At 37.3% G+C, this 20,997-nt stretch carries 12 protein-coding genes; 4 read left to right on the plus strand and 8 right to left on the minus strand.

Annotated elements, in window-relative coordinates; translation table 11 throughout:
* From GVV19_RS00900 to GVV19_RS00915, 4 genes are all read right to left on the minus strand, one after another.
* A complete protein-coding gene (locus GVV19_RS00900) occupies positions 1–1,452 on the minus strand; it encodes an LCP family protein (protein WP_159644852.1) in 1,452 nt (483 codons plus the stop codon).
* A gap of 293 nt (positions 1,453–1,745) precedes the next feature.
* Entirely contained in the window at positions 1,746–2,849 is a 1,104-nt protein-coding gene (locus tag GVV19_RS00905; protein ID WP_328598616.1) for an acyltransferase, read from the minus strand.
* Positions 2,850–2,955: 106 nt separating this feature from the next.
* Positions 2,956–4,425, minus strand: coding sequence for an LCP family protein (locus GVV19_RS00910; RefSeq protein ID WP_159644856.1), 1,470 nt, complete (start codon positions 4,423–4,425; stop codon positions 2,956–2,958).
* Positions 4,426–4,597: 172 nt separating this feature from the next.
* The gene (locus GVV19_RS00915; protein ID WP_159633997.1) at positions 4,598–4,930 is read right to left on the minus strand and encodes a winged helix-turn-helix transcriptional regulator; all 333 of its coding nucleotides are present in this window, start codon (positions 4,928–4,930) and stop codon (positions 4,598–4,600) included.
* A gap of 142 nt (positions 4,931–5,072) precedes the next feature.
* Here GVV19_RS00915 and GVV19_RS00920 point away from each other — a divergent pair, with 142 nt between their 5' ends.
* The 4 genes from GVV19_RS00920 (at position 5,073) to GVV19_RS00935 (ending at position 9,284) form a co-directional block, all read left to right on the plus strand.
* Positions 5,073–6,128: an LLM class flavin-dependent oxidoreductase gene (locus GVV19_RS00920; protein ID WP_159634000.1), complete on the plus strand. Its 1,056-nt coding sequence runs from the start codon at positions 5,073–5,075 to the stop codon at positions 6,126–6,128.
* A complete protein-coding gene (locus GVV19_RS00925; protein WP_201288172.1) occupies positions 6,128–6,673 on the plus strand; it encodes an NADPH-dependent FMN reductase in 546 nt (181 codons plus the stop codon). Before GVV19_RS00920 ends, GVV19_RS00925 begins: the two co-directional genes overlap by 1 nt.
* A 220-nt stretch (positions 6,674–6,893) precedes the next feature.
* Positions 6,894–7,727, plus strand: coding sequence for a PRD domain-containing protein (locus GVV19_RS00930; protein WP_159639313.1), 834 nt, complete (start codon positions 6,894–6,896; stop codon positions 7,725–7,727).
* A gap of 147 nt (positions 7,728–7,874) precedes the next feature.
* Complete coding sequence (locus tag GVV19_RS00935; protein ID WP_159644859.1) at positions 7,875–9,284, plus strand: PTS transporter subunit EIIC; 1,410 nt, start codon at positions 7,875–7,877, stop codon at positions 9,282–9,284.
* A 67-nt stretch (positions 9,285–9,351) separates the two neighbouring features.
* On the opposite strand, the gene GVV19_RS00940 is transcribed toward GVV19_RS00935, so the two are convergent.
* The 4 genes from GVV19_RS00940 to GVV19_RS00955 all read right to left on the minus strand — a co-directional run bounded on the left by GVV19_RS00940 (position 9,352) and on the right by GVV19_RS00955 (position 20,996).
* Positions 9,352–10,479 (minus strand): glycosyltransferase family 4 protein, encoded by a 1,128-nt coding sequence (locus GVV19_RS00940; protein WP_159644862.1) that lies wholly within the window; start codon positions 10,477–10,479, stop codon positions 9,352–9,354.
* 222 nt (positions 10,480–10,701) lie between these two features.
* Positions 10,702–11,190, minus strand: coding sequence for a flagellar basal body-associated FliL family protein (locus GVV19_RS00945; protein WP_159644865.1), 489 nt, complete (start codon positions 11,188–11,190; stop codon positions 10,702–10,704).
* Between the two features lie 9 nt (positions 11,191–11,199).
* Positions 11,200–13,671, minus strand: coding sequence for a cadherin-like beta sandwich domain-containing protein (locus tag GVV19_RS00950; RefSeq protein WP_159644867.1), 2,472 nt, complete (start codon positions 13,669–13,671; stop codon positions 11,200–11,202).
* A complete protein-coding gene (locus tag GVV19_RS00955; protein WP_159644869.1) occupies positions 13,668–20,996 on the minus strand; it encodes a cadherin-like beta sandwich domain-containing protein in 7,329 nt (2,442 codons plus the stop codon). Before GVV19_RS00955 ends, GVV19_RS00950 begins: the two co-directional genes overlap by 4 nt.
* Position 20,997 lies beyond the last annotated feature (1 nt).

Raw genomic sequence — 20,997 nt, forward strand, 5'->3', positions numbered from 1 at the left:
TTACTGCATGCTTATACGTTCATTTTTTTCCATTGAATCAATCATGCCACTTGCTTTATTTACAGTATCGTAGTTTGGATTCATAACATATAGGTCCCAACCAGGCATTGAATATGTCGAGTTACTTGTTCCTCCATATCCCTCGAGTTGATACTGTAGCACTTCCCATGAATTTCCAGTATCCAACTGATTTCTAATCAATGCTTTGAACTCCTTGTCGGACATACTCATCTGCATACTGTCACCAACAGAAGCTAGTATTGAATCAAAATTGATTAAAATTGAAGGAGAAAGTGCACGATTCAGAAGTCCTTTTACTAATTCTTGTTGATTCCTTACTCTACCATTATCTCCATCACTTAGATTATATCTTTCTCTTACAAACGATAACGCCTCGGCACCATCTAGTGTGTTTTGGCCCTGATTTATGTAAGGGAATGGCTTAGTTGTGGTTTTGAATGATTGATTTGAGTAAACTTCGACCCCTCCCATGGCATCTACAATTTTTTCTACAGAGCTAAAGTTTACTTTAAGATAATAGTCAATTTGAATATCCAACAATTTCTCTAACGTAGCAACTGATTCACCTACACCATAAATTCCAGCATGGGTTAGTTTATCCATAGCACCTATAGTTCCCAATTCAACGTGATAATCTCTAGGTACTCCGGTTAACAATATTTGATTTGTATTTGGATTTACCGTCATTATCATATTTACGTCTGATCTAGAAACTGATGACACGGGACCATATGTATCAATACCAGTTAGGTAGATAGAGAAAGTTTCATTTAGCACATCTACGTTAGCTTTTTGGACAGTCGACTCAACTTCATAAGTAACATAACCTACAACTCTAGTTTGACTTGTAAAATCTTTGTTAATTTCTTCAACTAAACTTCTATGAGATTCGCTAAGTAAAATTGCATCTAAATCATTAGAAATTAAATCTTTTTGAAGAGAATCATACATAGTATAATTTTCAAGAGAATCAAGATTTAGATTTTTTTCTAAAAATAGAGCTTTGGATTTTTCTATATTTTTGGAATCCATTTGTGTATTTGCCCCTATTTTTTTACCCGCTAATTCAGTGAGTGAATTATATGGACTATCTTTTTCTACAACTACTGAGATTACATGCGTGTCTTTATTCGCACCTGTAATTAGATTTACAAAGTTACCTCCTTTCATCAAATAACGGCTTCCTAGCACCAATGACAAGCTTAGTACCAGACTAAGTATTTTCGAAAAAACTTGAAGTTTTCCTTTAGTCTTATAAACCAGTATTGACATAAATAGAAATAATACCAATAACGACGCTGTTATTGGTATAAAGAACTTCATAGGTAATAAACCAATAGTATAAATAAAATATACAGTGACCGCAGTCGCAACAAACTGAACCAAGAGAATGAACCACTTTCGACTCAAAATGAATTCTTTGTTTTTCATAAAATTAAATACCTCTCTATTACAATGCAAATATTTGCTTTAAATTAGCTCTAATAATAATACCATAAAATGCAAATATTTGCTTGCGTGACTTGCGTGATAGATTCGCACGCACATATTACGCATGTATTTCATTTCCGTTATACAAAATCAAAAACTTACGTACATACAATATTACTACTCTGTCAGCTAGATCCAACCCATATTATTAAAAATACTACTTCAATTCTAGACACAATTTCAGGGGAAACAAGCACTCGGATAAACCCATTTCAATATCATTCTATTTTGTCTTACTGAATCCTATTTCTTTCATTAATTGTAGATAACCGCTTTATGACTAAATCTATAATTAAGGCTGATACAAGTGAGAGTGAGAATACTAATAATGTCGTTATTGGAAACCACATGTATTTTTGATTTACATTCGTTACAACACTATTGAGTTGCGTATAAACGAGTTTATCAAACATGTATGAAATTAGATACGCCCCCAATGATGCGTTACTTAGCATTCTTAAAATATTTTTAAATCTTTGTGACAATCCTGAACTGTCAATATTGAGTAGCAGAACAAATAAAAAATAAGCAATTAGAATATACTGAATGGAGCCCCATCCTTGATACTGACCATTACTAAATGCGCCCCCAAAACTTCTATAATAACCAATTGCTCCTGCTGCTAGAGTAGCAAGAATTAGGAGCATGATGTTTGTACTTCTTTTAATTTTTGGTTGGTACTCGCAGATATACGCTCCAATAAAGTAGTATGTTAGTGGGTAAAGAATTTCCCAAAATTGAGGAACAATTTTATCATAGTCATAAGATTTAGCGGGTTGTAGCCACCAACTCCAATTTCTGTATTCATTATAATTAAGCAATAACGGAAGTGCTGTTAATGCGATAAATGTTAAAATCAAGATTTGCTTATGTTTCTTACTTTCAAGTCCGTGGTACATCAGGTTAATAAATGGAATAAGTAAGAATAATCCGAGGTACATCTCGATGTACCAACTATAATTTGCTGCTGAGAAATCTAATATTTTGAAAAAACCATCTTCAATTGAATAATTCGTTTTGAAGTAAATATTGGAGAATATTAGTAAGATTATCGAAATTACGACGTATGTAATATAAGTATGAATGATACCTTTGTAATATTTCCGACTGAGTGTCTTTTTATTCATCAAGTAACCCGTGATCATTATGAACAATGGAACACAGTACATAAAAAACGATCTAACTGTAATTGCAAAGAATAACTTTGCACCCGAAACTTGGATTTCATAAAACCCAGTATTTAGGAAAAAATGCACACCTACGACTCCAAATAAAGCTACCAATCGAATGATATCGATTGAACTGTTTCTCTTTTTCTCACTTAATTCTCCCTGTATCTATCCACAGTAAATACTCGCCTAATTTGCAAGCCAAACCAGGCGAGTATTACTGCATTAATTGATTTGTTAGTATCTTACATCACTTTGATTGATGCGAATTAATTTATCGTTTTACTTCTATTTTTTTGTGCGCTTCCATATCTTCAATATATTTTTTCGCTTGAGCGACTGATTCTGGAATTGGTTCAAATACATATTGGTTCCAACCTGTCATGGAATGTGTCGTCATACTGTATGCTTCCGTTCCAACTAGCTGATTTTGTTGAATGTCCCATGATGGGTTCTTGTCGATTTGCATTCGGATTAAACGTGTGAGGTCATCGTCACTCATATTTGTTTCTATGCTATCCCCAATTGTTGATAATACCTGAGTATAGTTCAATAAAAATGATGGCGACGTTAATGAATTAATAATTCCTTTCATCAATTCTTGTTGGTGCACGACACGATCCTCATCTCCTCGCGGGAAGGCTTTTCTCTCACGCGCAAACATTAACGCTTCATAGCCGTTTAAGTCATTTTTCCCAACATTGTAGTGCAGTGATGGATCCACGGTAGAATTGAAGTTGAATTTAGATTCAACCGTAACCCCACCGAGTGCGTCCACAACCGTCTCAACCGAACTGAAGTTTACTCTGACATAGAAGTCAACATCGATGTCCAATAATTTCTCGACAGTCGTCACGGTCTCATTAATACCATATATTCCTGAATATGTGAGTTTATCCATCTCTCCAATTGTTCCTAACTCAACATGATAATCACGTGGAATACTTGTTAGCAGAATTTGATTTGTTTTTGGATCAACTGTAACTAACATATTTACGTCAGAACTCGCGACGGTTGATACTGGTCCGTACGTATCAATTCCTGAGATTAGAATCGTAAACGTATCTTTTAAAACATTCGCGCCCGTATTTCGTACATTTGTTTTTTGTGTATAACTTACCTGTTCGATAATGCGTGTTTGTTTACTAAACTCAGGATTCACTTGTTCAACCATCATTCGATGGTTCTCACTGAGAAGCATAACTTGTGTCGTTCCATTTAATAAGTCTCTTTGTAGTCCTTCGTAGGTTTCATAAGGATCAATAGACGGCGTGAACTTGTGTTCTTTTTCGAATAGTTCGACCGCTTTATCCACATTGACTTTATCTTGAGATGTATTTGCACTGAATGGAAATGCTTTAACGTCTTCAAGCTTCATATATTGACTGTTCGCATCAACAATCACTGATACCACGTGCGTTTCATATTCAGCTCCGGTAATTGCATCTATGAATGACACACCTTTACTTGCATAGAAACAGCCAATGACCAGAACTAAACTTAGCGCCATATTCATGATCTTCACGAAATTATTAAACCAACCACGTGACTTGAATAGCACAACACCACTGATTGCGATTGCACCTAAAAGTATTACTGCAATTATGATATTGTATTTTAGTGGCAATAGGCCTGTGTAATAAATATAGCCAACAGTAAATAAACCAACAATAAGCTGAATTGTAAATATCGTTTTATTGCGGGTTATAATAGACTCTTTTGTTTTTTTTGTTTTGCTTTTCATAGGTTACCTCGTAACTTTAACCTTAATTTTACCATGAATACGTGTCACAACATTAGTTTCAAAAAGTTTTTCCGATAATTTCACAATCTTTAATTTCACATTAGACAAAGATTAGCGTAAATTGTGAATGGATCTACGTTTGGTACGAATTCGATACATATAAAAAGAACGGTCATCTTGGACCGTTCTTTACATGATTGATTCCCCATTCGTGTAACTGGGACAAAATAGGTTCGATTGTCATTCCATATGGTGTCATCGAATAAACAACTTTAGGTGGAATTTCTGGAAATTCCTCCCTCAAAATGAGCCCCTCATCTTCAAGTTCCTTGAGTTGACTGGATAGCATTTTAGGCGTGATGCCAACAAGTTCACGTTTTAATTCGCCATAACGCATCGAACCCTTCGAAATTAACGTCAATAAAATGGCTGGCTTCCATTTACCACTAATAATTGATAAAGCATCATCAACTTTACAAAAAACAACATTTTCAATTTTCGACATATTCGCCCTCACTCCACTTAATAGTATCTTTTTTGATACCGTCAATAGTATCTTTTTGGGAACTAGTGCACTTAAAAGTGCCTACTTCACAAGCTAAAAATATTATAGCATACTTGTCTTATCAGAAAGGTGGTTCTACACTATGAAGAAATTTGAAATTGGCATTTACTCACTTGGAGATTATCTATCAGATCCTGCTACAGGTTCGATTGTATCGGAGCAACAACGCATCGAAGAAATTATCCAAGCAGCTAAACTTGCTGACGAATTAGGACTCGATGTATTTGCATTAGGTGAATCACATCAAGAACATTTTATATCACAAGCTCACGCTGTTATTCTTGGAGGTATAGCGCGCGAAACAAAGAACATAACAATCTCCAGTTCTGCAACAATCGTTTCAACATCTGACCCAGTACGGGTATACGAAAACTTTTCCACAATTGATTTAATGTCTAACGGACGTGCCGAAATTGTCGGTGGACGTGCATCAAGAATCGGACTCTTTAGTCTCTTAGGTTACAACGTTCGTGATTACGAAGCATTGTTTGAAGAAAAATTCGAAATGTTATTACAACTAAATAAAGAAAGTGTTGTTAATTGGAGTGGCCGTTTCCGTGCACCCTTAGAAAATGCAGTTTTATATCCAAAACCACTTAAAGGTCGTTTACCAATTTGGCGTGCAGTCGGTGGTCCTCCATACAGTGCCGTCTTAGCAGGACAACAAGGCGTTCCAATGATGCTTGCGACCTTAGGAGGTCCAGCAACGCTCTTTAATCACTCTGTGCGCACATACCGCGATAACTATATCGCAGCAGGTCATGACCCTGAAAATATGATTGTTGGTGTTACAAATCTATTCCATACAGCAGAAACTGATCAAGAAGCGTTTAAGAACTTCTATAAATACATCAACCACACATTCTTAAGTGCAAATGGTCACGGATTTAACCGCGAAGCATATGTTGATGCATTAGATAAACGTAATGTAATGTTAGTTGGAAGCCCTGAAACCATTATTGAAAAAATACTGTACCAATACGACGTTTATAACAACGATCGAATCATGTTACAACTTGATCTTGGGGGCATGCCTTGGGAACAAGTAAAATACAACATTGAAGTGATTGGTAATGTCATTGCACCTCGTGTACGTGAAGAAATTGCCAAACGTCAATTAGCGAAAGTAGAGGCTTAATGATGAAAGTTTTAGGTATTTTCGGTTCTGTATTCGGAACCAAAACGCGCATCGCTATGCAAAATATCAAATTTAGTGATGGTGTTGATTATGAAATTGTTGACTTGAGTGAATTGGACATCATGTTTGCAGATGGACGTGACTTTCGAGATTTTGAAGGAGATACGCGAACATTAGTTGAGAAAATTATTGCTGCGGACGCAATTATCGTGGGAACACCAGTCTTCCAAGCATCTATCCCTGGGGCTTTAAAAAACGTATTTGATCTTTTACCCGTCGATTCGATTAAAGACAAAGTTGTCGGAATCGTCGTAACTGCTGGTTCTCCACGCCACTATCTTGTTGCAGAATATCAACTCAAACCAGTCTTAACATACATGAAGGCTGCGTTGTTGGAAAAATATGTATTCATCGAAGGACGTGATTTCCTCAAAGAAGATATAATTGAAGACGATGTTCATTTCCGCCTTCGCAATCTTGCACGTCAAGTTGAGAATCGTGTTGACCAAATAAAAAAAGAATATGAGGCGCGCTACGACTTCTAGCGGTGATTACAACTACCAACCTCCTGGTATGTTTTCCCGAATTAATTCTTATGATCCCTTGAATTAGTATAGAAAAACAGCCGTTGAATCGCTAGCGCGTTGATGGTTCGATGCGGCTCAATCCATCTAAGAGATGAACGTTCAGTACAAACGTTCATCTCTTTTTAGTTTCATCATTGCTTAATTTAATGTATCATAACTTTAAACATGAGGAGGAAACATGAAGACCGAAAAAAATTATACAATCGTGAAGGTATTAAATAATAGTTCTGTTATCGTCAAGGATTTGTTCTTTGAAGTCATCTTCATGGGACGGGGGATTGGTTTTGGTCAAAAACCAGGAGAATTACTAGTTAAAGGTACTGAATACGATAAATCGTACAAATTAACCATTCACAAGAATGAGTTCCATAGAATTATTAGTGGCTATAGTGACGATATTGTTGTCATGGTCATGGAAACAATTCGGCAGATTACCAAACATGACTTTGGAAGTTTTGGAACTGAAGAATTGATTACGTTAGCAGATCATCTTGCTGCAATGTTTCAACGCATTGAAAGTGGTGTTGCTGTAACTACTTATTTTTCGCACGAAACCAAAGCACTTTATCCACAATCATTTGCACATGCACAGCAGCTCTGCGAAGTCATCTTAAGAAATTATCGCGTAGAAATTCCCGATGCGGAAATTGCCTATATTGCACTTTATATCCAAAATCTACGAAATGCCGGAGCAAAACGACAATTAGAGCAACTGCATGTCGTCGTTATTGAACTCGAGCAATACTTGATTGAGCATGGACATGAACTGAACAAAGATTCTATTCATTATGCCCGTCTTCTAACTCATATTCGCTTTATCGTGGAGTCAACATTATCTAACAAGAAAGCATTGAACCAAGTTGTCAGCACAACAATTGTTGAAACGTATCCTGTTTATGCCGACTATGCACGAGATATCATCGCAATCATTGAAAAAGAAATTGGAGTTGGACTTGCTGAGGATGAGTTAGCATATCTTGTAATACACCTTGTTAATGTCTTAGAGAATTAATATTTCGTTTTTTAAGCGTTTACATTGACATTATATTTCAACGTGGTATATTTGTATTAGGCGTGCAATCTAACGGAGCAAGAGCCAAAGCAACATTTTTTGATGTCGCTTTGGCTCTTTTTCTTTTGCACAGAAGGAGGAAGCAATATGAATAACAATGGTCTCGCTAAGAATATCATTGATCTCGTGGGCGGTACCGACAATATCGGACGTGCAGCTCACTGTATGACACGTTTACGTCTTAACATTAAAGACGCAGACAAAGTTGAAATTGACGCTCTCAAAGGGGTAGAAGGCGTCATGGGAGTCGTAGAAAGTGACACATTGCAAATTGTTGTAGGTCCTGGACGCGCAAAGAAAGTCTATGACATTGTCGTTGAAGACTTTGGTGTAACTGTTGGTGGCGATGTTTCTTCATGGGAAGATAACAAAGCAACCTTGAAATCAGGCCAAAAAGAATCAAAACTTAAAACTGGCTTAAAGACAATCTCAAATATCTTTATTCCATTGATTCCAGCAATCATCGCTGCAGGTCTTTTCTCAGGTCTTGCAAGTTTAATTGGTCAAACAATCGCTCCTACTGAGGGATTCTGGTTCTTAATTCTAAAAATGTTCCAACTTTTCAGTGGTGCATTCTTATCCTACTTTGCAATCTTTACAGGTATCAACTCTGCTAAAGTGTTCGGTGGTACCGAAGCCCTTGGTGGTATGATTGGTGCAATGAGCATCATGCCTTTAATTGTTGATATCTCAACATTCTTCGGATTATACAATGCAGATGTTCCTTTGAATTCTGTTCTTACTACAGGTAAAGGTGGAATCATCGGTGTTATCTTCGGAGTTTGGATTATGTCAATGATTGAGCGTCGTGTCCGTAAAATGGTCCCTGATGTTCTTGACTTAATTGTTACACCACTTGTAACACTAACACTTACAGGAATTATCTTTGTTCTTGGTGTTATGCCAATTGCTGGATTCTTATCAGATGGACTTGTAAGCTTCTTAAATATCTTTATTAGCTCAACAAACCCAGTTGTAAGTATCTTATCTGGATTCATCTTATCTGCACTCTTCTTACCAATGGTATTACTTGGATTACACCACGGATTAATTCCTATCTACGCTGTTCAACTAGAACAACTTGGTGGTGTTTCACTATTCCCAGTACTTGCTATGGCTGGTGCCGGACAAGTTGGAGCTGCTATCGCACTTTACATCAAAGCAAAACGTCGTAAAAACGAACGTCTTCAAAAGACAATCATCGGTGCCCTTCCTGCGGGATTCTTGGGTGTTGGTGAGCCATTAATCTACGGGGTAACATTACCTCTTGGTAAACCATTTATCACAGCTGGTATTGGTGCTGGATTTGGTGGAGCTTGGGTTATGTTAACAGGTGTTATGGCTGGAGCATGGGGTCCTTCAGGACTTGTTGCTATCCCATTAATGCAATCTCCTCAAATGATGTTAAACTTCTTCATCGGACTTGTTATTTCATATGTAGCAGGTTTCATTATCACAATGATCTTTATCAAAGACGACTTAGTAGAAAACAATTAAATTCCAAACAACTCTTCTTAATACATTTATAAACAAAAAACACAACCGCGTCTCACGGTTGTGTTTTTTACTTTTCTGAATAGATGTTTTGCATCTTTTTTAGTACGCTGTTCAGTGAATATTTCTTTGACATCAAATTACTTTGTTGTCCCATTCTTAACCTCATTTCTTTATCAGTTATCAACTCATAGATTGCATTTTCAAGCTCAGAAACATCATGATTGATCAGGAATCCATTTTCCCCATTCACGACCAACTCTTCTATGCCTCGTGTTTTACAGCCAACAATAGGTAGCCCTGCCATCATGCTTTCTACGATGTTAATCGGGAGTCCCTCACGTTTACTTGTAGATATAGCTATATTGGATACTGCCAAATATTTCGCAACATCCGTAACATACCCAGTCAATTCAACGTGATCAGTTAAATCTAATGAAATACATAAGCTTTCTATATAACAATATGTTTTTCCTTCACCAATCAGAATCAACTTTATTTTCCCAAGCATCTCTTTTCTATTTTTTAACAAATTACTGAATGACCTTAGTAAAAGCTCTTGATTTTTATTGGTATTGAATTCTGCAATGTAAGTAAGAACAATCGTATCGTCACTGATGTCAAGCTCTTTTCTCAACATTTGTTTCTCGAACGATTTATTTTCAAACATAATTGGATTAACTCCAACACCCTCTACATAATGAGTGCGTTTTGCATGCATCTTTTTTACAGATAGATTATAGTCCTGTTGGTTAATCAGTATTAGATCATCCGTAAATCTCGAATAGTACTTCTCAACAAAGTAATATTTAATCCAATCTGTTTTGGGGCCTCCTTTATAAAAATGGAATCCATGAGCTGTATAGATAACTCTAGGTCTTTTTTTCATTTTTTTCACAACTTGTCTTACGAGTACACTTGCTACAGCAGTATGCGTATGAATAATTTCGTACTCATTTTCTGCGATAATCTTAGACAGTTTTAACCTGTTTCTTTTCACTTCTTTGCTGAACGGATTTGTTCCAAATACAACATCATGCTTTTCATCGACGAAAGGTATTATATCATTACCTTCACTCGCTACATGAACTTCGTAATTATTGGATTTGAACCATTCTAGGTATGGTAAGTGGAAGTGTCTAATATGGGAATCCACTTTCGCGACAAACAAGACTTTCTTTGCATTTTTTTTACTCATGTATTTCACCTTTCGTATTAATTTATTGACATTTATATCTTAATGCATCATCTGATCTTAAACAAGCGACTGTTTTTACATCTATTAGTTTACTATTTGAGAAGATACCTTACTTCTCAATCTCGAACCATTTGTGCTTTATTAACTCACTTAACATTGGATAATAGGAATATATTTGACTTATCATAAAAAAACTAATGGTCTCCATTAGTTTTTCTTTACTTAATTAGTAACTGCTTCCTCAAATCCACAATCCAATTCAGCTCTAACTTCAAAATCAGTTTTGCCAAATGGTGCTTTCGGTAAGATAACAGCACGTGTATTATTTACATCACAAATAGTATCTGTTTTATTGTTCTTGAAACCTGCAATAACAGCTTCATTTTGGGAGTCATTGTAACGACCCAAGTTATCTAAATTAATCTTAATTCCAGTTTCTTGAAATTTTTCAAGAAACGTTGTTTTTTCTTCATCGGTTTTGCCGTCCGTGACATTATCATAATAGAATGATTCATAGAAATCTGATCCCATTTTGATTAGATCCGCTTCAAGCGCATCCTTCCCTTTGGCTTGTTTGCCCATAAATTTGTAGATGGAAAAACCTCCAACTACGAGAAGTAGTACTGCAATTACAGTGATTGCAATTTTCTGAAACTTGTTACTCTTTTTGCTCATTTCAATTTTATTCTCATTGCTATTTTCGTTACTCATTGTATTCTCCTATTGTTTTGAATTACTAGCACCTGGATTCGAACTGTTGTAATATTCTCTCTTTCGCGTAACTACCAATATAATAATTACAGAAATGAGGACTACAATTCCTGAACCTAACCAAATAAATGCTGGGTGTATTGATATATTTGATGACGGAGACGCCTCACGATTTACCTCCACAACATAGGTGCTCATCACACCATCTGCACCAGTCGCATGAACTTTAATATAATTCATACCTGGATACAGTTTTTGGTTTCCAGATATATTTACACTTGTATTTCCAAATTTTGGTGTTGCCGTTACTGCTAGGCTTGTAACGGAGTTTTCAACACTCATCGTGTAGTATAACACATCTTCTTGGAATCCAGGATTGATTGCGTAAGCTCCTACACTTAAAGCAGAAAGTTTACCACTAGTTTCTGCGGTTCCCTTCATGACATCAATTGAAATTGAGCGCTCTGACTGATCTGCTGCAATCACTTTTATAGTTACGATATTATGACCAGGTTTTAAATTATTTGCACCTTCGATTACAATTCTTGAATTTGGATCTTCACTAATGACATTTAGATTCAAGTTAACGATTTCTTTTCCAACAGTTGCTTGATAGTGTGTCACATCACGACTAAACGCAGGCACTAAATTAAGACCTTCTATAGCACTAATATGATTGTTTGTAGAAACATTTACAGTGTTGTTAGCTCCTGGAGTACCATTTCCTGAATTACCATTATTTCCGGCATTACCACTGTTGTTGCCAGGGTTGGAACCGTTATTACCGTTGTTGCCGGTGTTACCACCATTGCTACCGGTACTACCGCTGTTGTTTCCAGTGTTGCCAGTATTGCCTCCGTTGTTTCCAGTGTTGCCACCATTGTTACCAGTATTACCACCGTTGTTTCCAGTGTTACCACCATTGTTTCCAGTGTTACCACCATTGTTTCCAGTGTTGCCACCATTATTTCCAGTATTGCCACCATTGTTTCCAGTGTTGCCACCATTGTTTCCAGTGTTGCCTCCGTTGTTGCCGTTGTTTCCATCAGTTCCTGGGTCACCTTTGACTTCTCGATTAACAACAATAGTGTAGGTATCTCGAACACCTTCTTTTGAAAGAATCTCTACGGTAATGGTATTCTTTCCTTCTTTTAACACTTGAACCCCTTCACCTGAGATAATTCTACTTTCTTTATCTGCAAGGGTTGGTAATATCGTCACAATCTCAACCGATTTATCAACATTGACAGTATACGATTTTATATCGGATTTAAAAATTGGATTAAGCGGTAACGCTGCGTCGGCATTAAATACTTCAAGATTGATGAGTGCGTCTTTTTTAATCGGATTTGTTGGGTCAGTTGGCTTCTCTTTTGTAATTTCAACTGTATAAGTTCGACGCGTACCATCTTCTGCTTCTACAATCACTTTGATCAAGTTTATACCTTCTTTAAGATCATGTGTGCCATTTCCAGAAATAAGTTTTGCTTTAGCATCTACGGGGACTGCTTTAATATCTACAGTCGACGTCGTTGCAGAGACCGTTGCTTTGTAGTCAAAGACATCTGACTTAAAAGTTGGGGTTAAAACGACAGGTTTTTGATTGTCTGTGACCAGTAGTGACGACAGTTGAATGTTCGATGATTTATCATTTGGATTTTTCCCTTTGATAATTTTCACTGTATACGTTGAAGTGGAATCATCTTCTGCTTTGACAACAATATCAATCAGATTTTCTCCATCTTTGAGTTGATGATTACCTGTTCCAGATAAGATTGTTCCGTTTGCATCATCTACAAGCGCCGAAATATCAATGGTATCAACATCTTGGCCAACCGTAATCGTGTATTCTTTATGTTTCGGATCAAAAGCTGGATTAAGTGGAATTACGGATTCCCCATTCTTAATTTCTAACCGCGCCAAACTACTGTTATTAGATTGTTCGCTTGGAACTTCAGGGTCTCCAATTGTCAGGGTTGCACCTTCAACCATTGCATTTTGCTCGTTAAAGTTAGCGTCTGCAACGGATGCATTTTCCAGTGTTACAGCAGTATCGCCGTCTGGAGCACCTGCGAGGACTTCAAAAGCAACCTCAAATAAAACTACATCACTTTTTTGTGCGAGCGACGGTGGAGTATCATCGTAGCCTACAAAACGCAATGTACCTGCTGAAGGTGTGCTTGAAAACGCCCAACCTTTAATGCTATTCTTCGATTCAACATACGATAATACGGATGGATCATATTTTAGTGTTCCAGAGTAGCCATCAACACCGCTTTTGAGTAATTCCGTATGATTGACTTGAATCTCAACTGTAATCTGCTGACCCCGACTTACCTTCTGTGTCGAAGGTAAGACAGTCAACTTAGGACTATTAGCAGATAATGGCATGACCAAATGCATGGTTATCATGGTCACTACCATGAATAGAACGGCAATGACCTTAATTTTTTTTCTAAACATTGTTGCTATTTTTCTCATTGTTCATCCTCGTTCTTTTCAAATATATTTTTACTTCCGAGAATATGACTTCGGATACCAATTAAATCAGCGACACCAACTTTTTGATCATTGTTGACATCTGCTGCCAGTAATTGCCAATCGGTAAGTGTTCCGCCAAGAACATAGCTACGGACGCTAATAATATCAGCAACTCCAATACGTCCGTCACCGTTCACATCCCCTTTAACAATAATTGTTTTCTCATCGTACTCTTGATTGTCCACAACTAGTTTGATAATAACGCCACTTCCAACTAAATCTGTATCTTCAAGTTTTGCACCATTGCGATAGAAGACCAAGTGTTCTTGAGGATTCGTCATCTGTTGTTTCACATCGAGAACCGATTGGTTATCATGAATTGTTTGAATATGCTTGGGTTCAACTGTATGAATATCGGACTTAAGTTTCATTTCTAGAATTGTTACAGCAATCGTGTAAATTCTGTCTTCCATATCTTCACGATGAACTGTAATTGAAATGGTATGGTCACCAGCGGGCAAGTTCTCGTTGCCTGAAATTGAGACCTTCGCCATTGGGTCCTCAGATATTGCCACAACAGGTAGCGTTAATGGTTCATTATTGATGATTGATGTTGTGTAATTTTGAGTCATCTTATCGAATGGTTGATCCATTGTATGCCCCTCTAATTGAAGGTATGAAAGATGATTACTTGACGTATTTCCACGATTAACAACAACGAAATATGTTGCATTCTCGTTTCGTTCACGTGTTACATGAATTTCGAAAATGTTAACACCTAACTTCAGTGTTTTAGTTCCCGTTCCTTCAACCGAAGCTCCCTCAAAGGCTGATGTAGCATTAATCTCTAAAGTATCGACACTGCCATCAACATCGACATAGTACTGGCGGACACCTGTGCTGAATGATGGAGACAATGTTCCCTCATTTACAGTTAAGGTATCTAAACCAAAATTTGAACTTTGTGCTCTGTTTACAAACAGTGTGTAAGTTACCTTTGTTCCATCTTCAGCAACTACTTCAACTTCAATTGTGTTACGCCCTGGTTTAAGAGAGTGTTTTCCAAGATTTTTAATAACTTGCTTCTCGTCTGTTTTTGTACCGAATACTTCGATAGTTTCTACACTTTCATCAACATCGAGGTTGTACGCAGTTTTGTTAATGTCAAAGACTGGATCTAATTTACCAACATCTGTCCATAGATTACTGATTGCAGTATTTGACGAAGCTTTTTTATGAAACATGATTGTATAGATTCGTGGCAAGTTGTCTTTTCCTACGACACGAATTTCATGTGAGTATGGGAATGATACAACTGGGATTGTCCCAAGACCGGTTATAGTTGCATTGTTCGTGGCTGTTGCTTCGAATGTAAACTCACTATCACCATCTTGAACATCAATCAGATATGTATTTCCGAACTTTGAAAATTGTGGTGAGAGATTGTACGTGCCGTGATTGTTGCCACTTACAAGCAGCGATTCGAGATAATTTTGAGATGGTGCTTGACGGTTAACATGAATGCGGTACGTATTTTTGTCACCATTTTGCGCGGTCACGATAACGTTTACTACATGATTGTTTCCGACTTCAATATTTGACTGATTTTCCACACTCACATGACTATTTACAGGATTCGTATAAAGCGGTGTTACTTGATTAATTTCATTTGGAATCGTCAAGTAATAATCTGTTTGGAGGGGATTAAATTTAGGACTAATGACCCCTTCTTGAACACTTAAACTATCCAGGAGCGCAGTATTATCTGCATCACGTGCGAGTGTTATCGTATATGTTTGCTGATTTCCTTGTGATGCGGTGACGGTAATTGTAATAACGTCCTTATCAGCAAATGATTTTGGATAGGTAATTTCAACGCGTGCATTGTTATCTTCTGGGATCGCTGTAACATTTGCTGTATCACGGTTTATCGTGTAAGCATAAGAGAGGGTTTCTTTATTGAACCCTACAACATCAATACCATCGACTTGAAGCAATTTTAAATTCGCGTTTTCGGATAATGATTTGTCCACAGCGACATTGTAAGTCTTTGTAATATTGAAAGAATCCGTTACTTTGATGATGAAGCGTTTGATTGCACCATCATCGACAGGATTGCTTACTTCGTACGTTGCCTCCTGATCTTGTGGTTTAGCCGCAATCATGATAGCTTCAAGATCTATCGATGCAGGCACAGTGTACTCATACTGTTGGGTTTGTTCATTCCACAATGCTTTCCAACGTTGACTTCCATATACAACTTCAACTGTGTCTAGGGCTGTCTTGTCTTTCACTTTGTGGACACGAACGATGTAGTCCGTTTTGTAGTTTCCATTAGTAACTGTAATTTTTATTGGGGTTATGCCATCTAATAGTGCAACATCTTTATAAGTCCCACTTAGTGTGGCTTTAGGGTCCTCTGTCGTTGGATTCAGTGAAATGGTATGTGTTGTTTGTGGAACATAAACATCGTATTCAAGAGTACCCGGTTCGAATGGTGGTAGAATGTCAGCACTATCGGATGTAAGTGATGCCAATCTTGAGGATAAACCTCGATCAACATCTATTTGATAAGTACGACGGTCTCCGTTTTTAGCCTTAACCTTGATATCGACAGTACGTGGAAGACTCGAAACTGGAATAGATTCCAACTCACTTGCATTTTCCACAGTCGCACCAAAGCGTTCATCAAGTGTGTAGTAAACTCTGAAGGTTTCCACTCCTGGGAAAATAGAAGCTTGATACGTCATCACTTCTGGATTAAATTCTGGTTCGATGAGTCCTTGATTTTGCCCAATATGCAAGTCACTTAGGAAATTGTAACTTTCCTTTCGTATCTTGAATGTGTAGGTTAGTGTTGCTTTCGTTTCGGATTCCGTTTGAATTTCATAAAGAACTTCGTCATAACCTTCGATTTTTACGATTCCATTTGGTTTAACTCGTGTTTTAGGATGCATAGCTTCCACTTTAAAATCACTTAAATCCCAGAAATCTTTAGAGCTTGGAATATCGATGATATATTCATAAATATCTGGATTGAATGCAGGCTCAATTTTATTTTTTGCATCATTGAGATTCAATGTTTTTAATCGTGCATCGATAGATGGTGTTCGGGTGTACTCAATGTGGTACTGTTGCTTCGTAATTCCATCTTGAGCTTTAGCCTCGAACGAAATACGGTGCGTCCCAGGTTCGAGCTCATACGTACGATTAATATTACCGCTGAGCGTAACTGAGGCGTGATTTGGCGTCGCCTTGAGTTCATGCGTAAAATCTATCGCATCAAAAGGTTCACTAATTCTGTAAACTTGACTTCCGTCCCAATCAGTACTTGGTTTGGATAAATCAATAACATGTGATCCTACCTTTAAATCAAGCAATCCCAGTTTTCGTATTACAACGATTTGATACTGCTGCACAGGTACCGATTGATCTTCTGCCTGAACTTGAATACTGAATACATTTTTACCTGGTTTAAGTTCAAATTCACCGAGTCCTTGTTGGACTTGTGCATTTGCATTTGTTGGAGTCGCGTGAATTGTAATTGTATCTACATCCGCTGGCACATCTAAAACTTCAAAGAGGTCGTACGGTTCATCATGAATCGAATGATTGAGTTTTAATGGTAGCGTTTCTCCATTAGATTTATATCCGTCAATTGTTAATGATTCCAACGATACGTCTTTTGACAACGAACGCGTAAAGGTAAACTGATATGTATTCACCAATGTCGTTACAGAGTCAGTCAACGTGATTGGTAATTGCTTAGTAGCAATACCTTTCATTGTAAATGTATACTCAAGTGGCTCAGCAATATTTGTTGCAACATCCGGTACAATTTCAAAGGTTATAGATGTATCTTGATGTGCAAGATAATCATCGAGATTAATCGTAAATGCAGTCTCTCCTGCGTAAGCTGGAACCGTTTTTCCATTAATCTTAAGTGATTCAATTTGAGGTGGCATCACATCTGGATAAACAACGCGGATATGATAGGTACCTGCCAGTTCTCCGCTCTGTGTTGAAACATCAAACGTGTAGATATTGTCTTGGGTTCGCGAAAGTTTGAGGGGATCGTTATGATAGTTTGAAATCACATACCCGCTCTCGATTGCAATTGGGGCCAACGAAATATCTTTCTTACTGAATTCTTTCATATTGATTGGAACATGTACGACATAATAGTAGTTTCCAGGAATCGGATTCGTAATACTATCATCGTTCTCAATGCGTTCAACTTTATCCCCAGGAACGAAGCCATCAACGCCAATGTCCATCACTTTTCGAGATACCTCAAGTGTGTAAACTTTAGTTGTTTTACCATCATGTGCTGTGACAGTAACTGTAATGTAGTTTTTACCAACCTTTAGATTTGATGTTCCATCAATTTGTACTGTTGCATTTGCATTTTCTGCAAGTGCAGCTACATTTAAGTGCGTCACTCCATTCTCAACATCTTCAAGAGTATAGCTAAGTACATCCTTATCCAAGCCTTTAAAATCTTCATTATTGATTGTGAGAGACTTCAGGTTTGCATTATGATCTAATGTCCTTGTGATTGTCAGGGTGTACGTTTGTTTCTTTCCTGACTCAGAGACTACGTCAACTAGTATCGTATTCACACCATAGTCTAAGACAACATCTTTCTGGTTAACGACTTCTCCATTGATTAGAAGTATTGCACCATCATGTTGCTTTTCGGCGAAGATATTTAGCGATTCTTGAGATGTATCCACAGTTTGCGTATACACATTGTCTTTAATGCTCTTCAAAATGTCCTTACCATCTATTTGAAGCGCCGTTAGATCATTGGCATCGGATTTAGCTCGATTAATGATTATTGTATAAACTTGCTGTGACGTTCCATCTTCTGAAGAAACCGTAATAGTTGCTTGGGTTGCTTCCTTCTCGACATTTACTGTATGCGGAATCGTTTCTAGAATCACACCATTAGCCTTGGCTGTTGCGTCAAAGATGACTGCATTAATATCCGCACCAACATTTAATGTATATGCGTTTGTATGTTCAGAAAATTCGGGAGTCAATGTTCCAACATTACTTGATAAAGTTTTGAGTGCTGCTTCTGAAGATTTTGCCCGTATCACTGAAAAGATATACTGCGATTGTAAACTACCCTCAACATTGGAAACTATCTTAAAAGTAAATGTATTTAAACCCGTACTCAAATCGATGGCATCCCCACCTTCAATTCGCGCATTTTCAGGTATTGTAAAATCCATGTTATCGAGACCGAATGTTGTGACTGCGTTGGGCACGTGAACTGTATATCGGTATATCGCAGTATTATCGCTAATAATCTTATCTTTGGCGATACCGTCACCTTGACCATCCGGATCTAAAGGTTTATTATCCGGCCCCATTGAATCAGGTTTTATCGTTTCAATACCGCTATCTGGTTTAGGAGTGAAAGGATTGTCTGTTCCGCCCGTTTCATCTGTAATCTCCGTGGCAGTGTTTGCTTCCATAGTGACCTGAATTGTGTATGTTTTAATACTTTCATTCTCTGCTACAACTTGTATTTCAAACGAATTCAGTCCAGTAACTAATGCATGTGTTCCGAGCATGCTTTGATTTACAATTTGGGAAGCATTATCTGGATTTACTGATGCTGTGATTGTGATGGTCTCATTCTTACTATACGGAACTGAACCTAAATCATAATACGTCGTATTTGCATCAAAAGCAGTAATCATCTCCATATTCTTAATAAGTGCATTCAGCGAATGTAAATCATTGTTCTTTTTTCTATCTCGGATTACCGTAATCGTATATTTGGCAGGAGTTCCGTCTTGAGCACGTACTTCCAGGGTTGTTTTATTTGAACCTGGTATCAGCTCCAGTAATCCCGAAAATGTATTAAGGTTTTCGCTTGTGTTTTTGAGTGTATCACTGTAGACACGAGCAGCATCAAAGTTAGTCGTAGCTTCAATTAAAACTTCTGACACTGCATTATCAACTGTAATCGTATAATCACGCACGCCCTCTTCCAATACAATTGGCTGATTTCCAACAATTAATTTAGACAATGTCACATCACTAGAGTTTCGGTTGAATGTATACTCATGTTTTTTCTGTGACCCTTTATTTCCAAATACTTTTGCGTACTGCGGTTGTGATGACTGTGCCATAACATTCATACTCAATTGCGTTTTTTGAACATTACTTGGATTAAGTGTCAATATGTTTCCTTCTACAGGAATTTCCGACAAATAACTAATGCTTCCATTTGGATCATTCAATACTGTATTGAGCATCACCGTTTTAGTGCTTTGTTTAACGTTTGTTGAATTAGTATTATCGAATGTTAATACACTACCATCATCCGTCATCGCTGTCGTAGATTTAATGGACACATCATCAGAAAGTCTGAGAATGTTAACGCCATAACTTTTTAGCGTATTTCCATTGTGCTTGATAACGACTTCAAATTTATTATTTCCAAGTTCAAGACTTCGATCATTAATATTTCCTTGTTTTCCAAGGACCATCGATATTCCACTTGGTGCCCCTTCTTTCAAGGTGATGTCACCACGAATTTTTGAAACTTGACTTGGGACAACTAAATCAAAACTATCGTTCTCTACCTTAAAAGATGTCTCCATGTAATCATGTCCATCTACATCTGAACCATCTGCATAAATATTTACCGATTGGAGTGTAGCACCCAAATCGGGTGCTTCTCCAGCTACGGTTAGCTTTAATGTTGGGTCGAGTGTTCTTGGAACGACACTTTGATTCGAAAAGTTATTAGCTAAAATCAAATCGTTAAGCTTAAAATTTATTTCTTTTCCAGCTTCAGCATCTGCTTTAACTTTGAAATACATGGTCATCATTGACCCACTTGCTTTTAATGCACGATCTGGGTACTGAACTGTTTGACCAGTATACTGGACCGTACTATCAATAATATTATGATTAACTACCCAACCAAGAATTTCGTTTCGACCTTGACGGATTGTTGTAAAGGCACCACCTTCAATATCAAGCGGGTAGATAACTTCTTGGTTATCGATGACAATTGGCTCGACCAATTTATCATCATAAACGATTTCATATTGAAACATGGCAATATTATTATCACCATTCGTTTCAATATTAACGTCAAATCGGAAAACATCTCCAGGTTTAACTGTAGACCCAGCCGGTAACGGCTTGGAATCTTGGATATTTTCATATGGATAAGTTTGTTCATCATAGGTTCTGAGACTGACTTTGTTAGGTGTTGCTGCTGAGACGGTATAGTTTTCCGCGAACATCGTTCCAAAAAGCAACAAGACCATTATCAGTTTAAATACTTTTTTCATC

The organism is Erysipelothrix anatis (genome assembly GCF_009828745.1).
In the GTDB taxonomy this organism is placed as follows: Bacteria; Bacillota_I; Bacilli_A; order Erysipelotrichales; family Erysipelotrichaceae; genus Erysipelothrix; species Erysipelothrix anatis.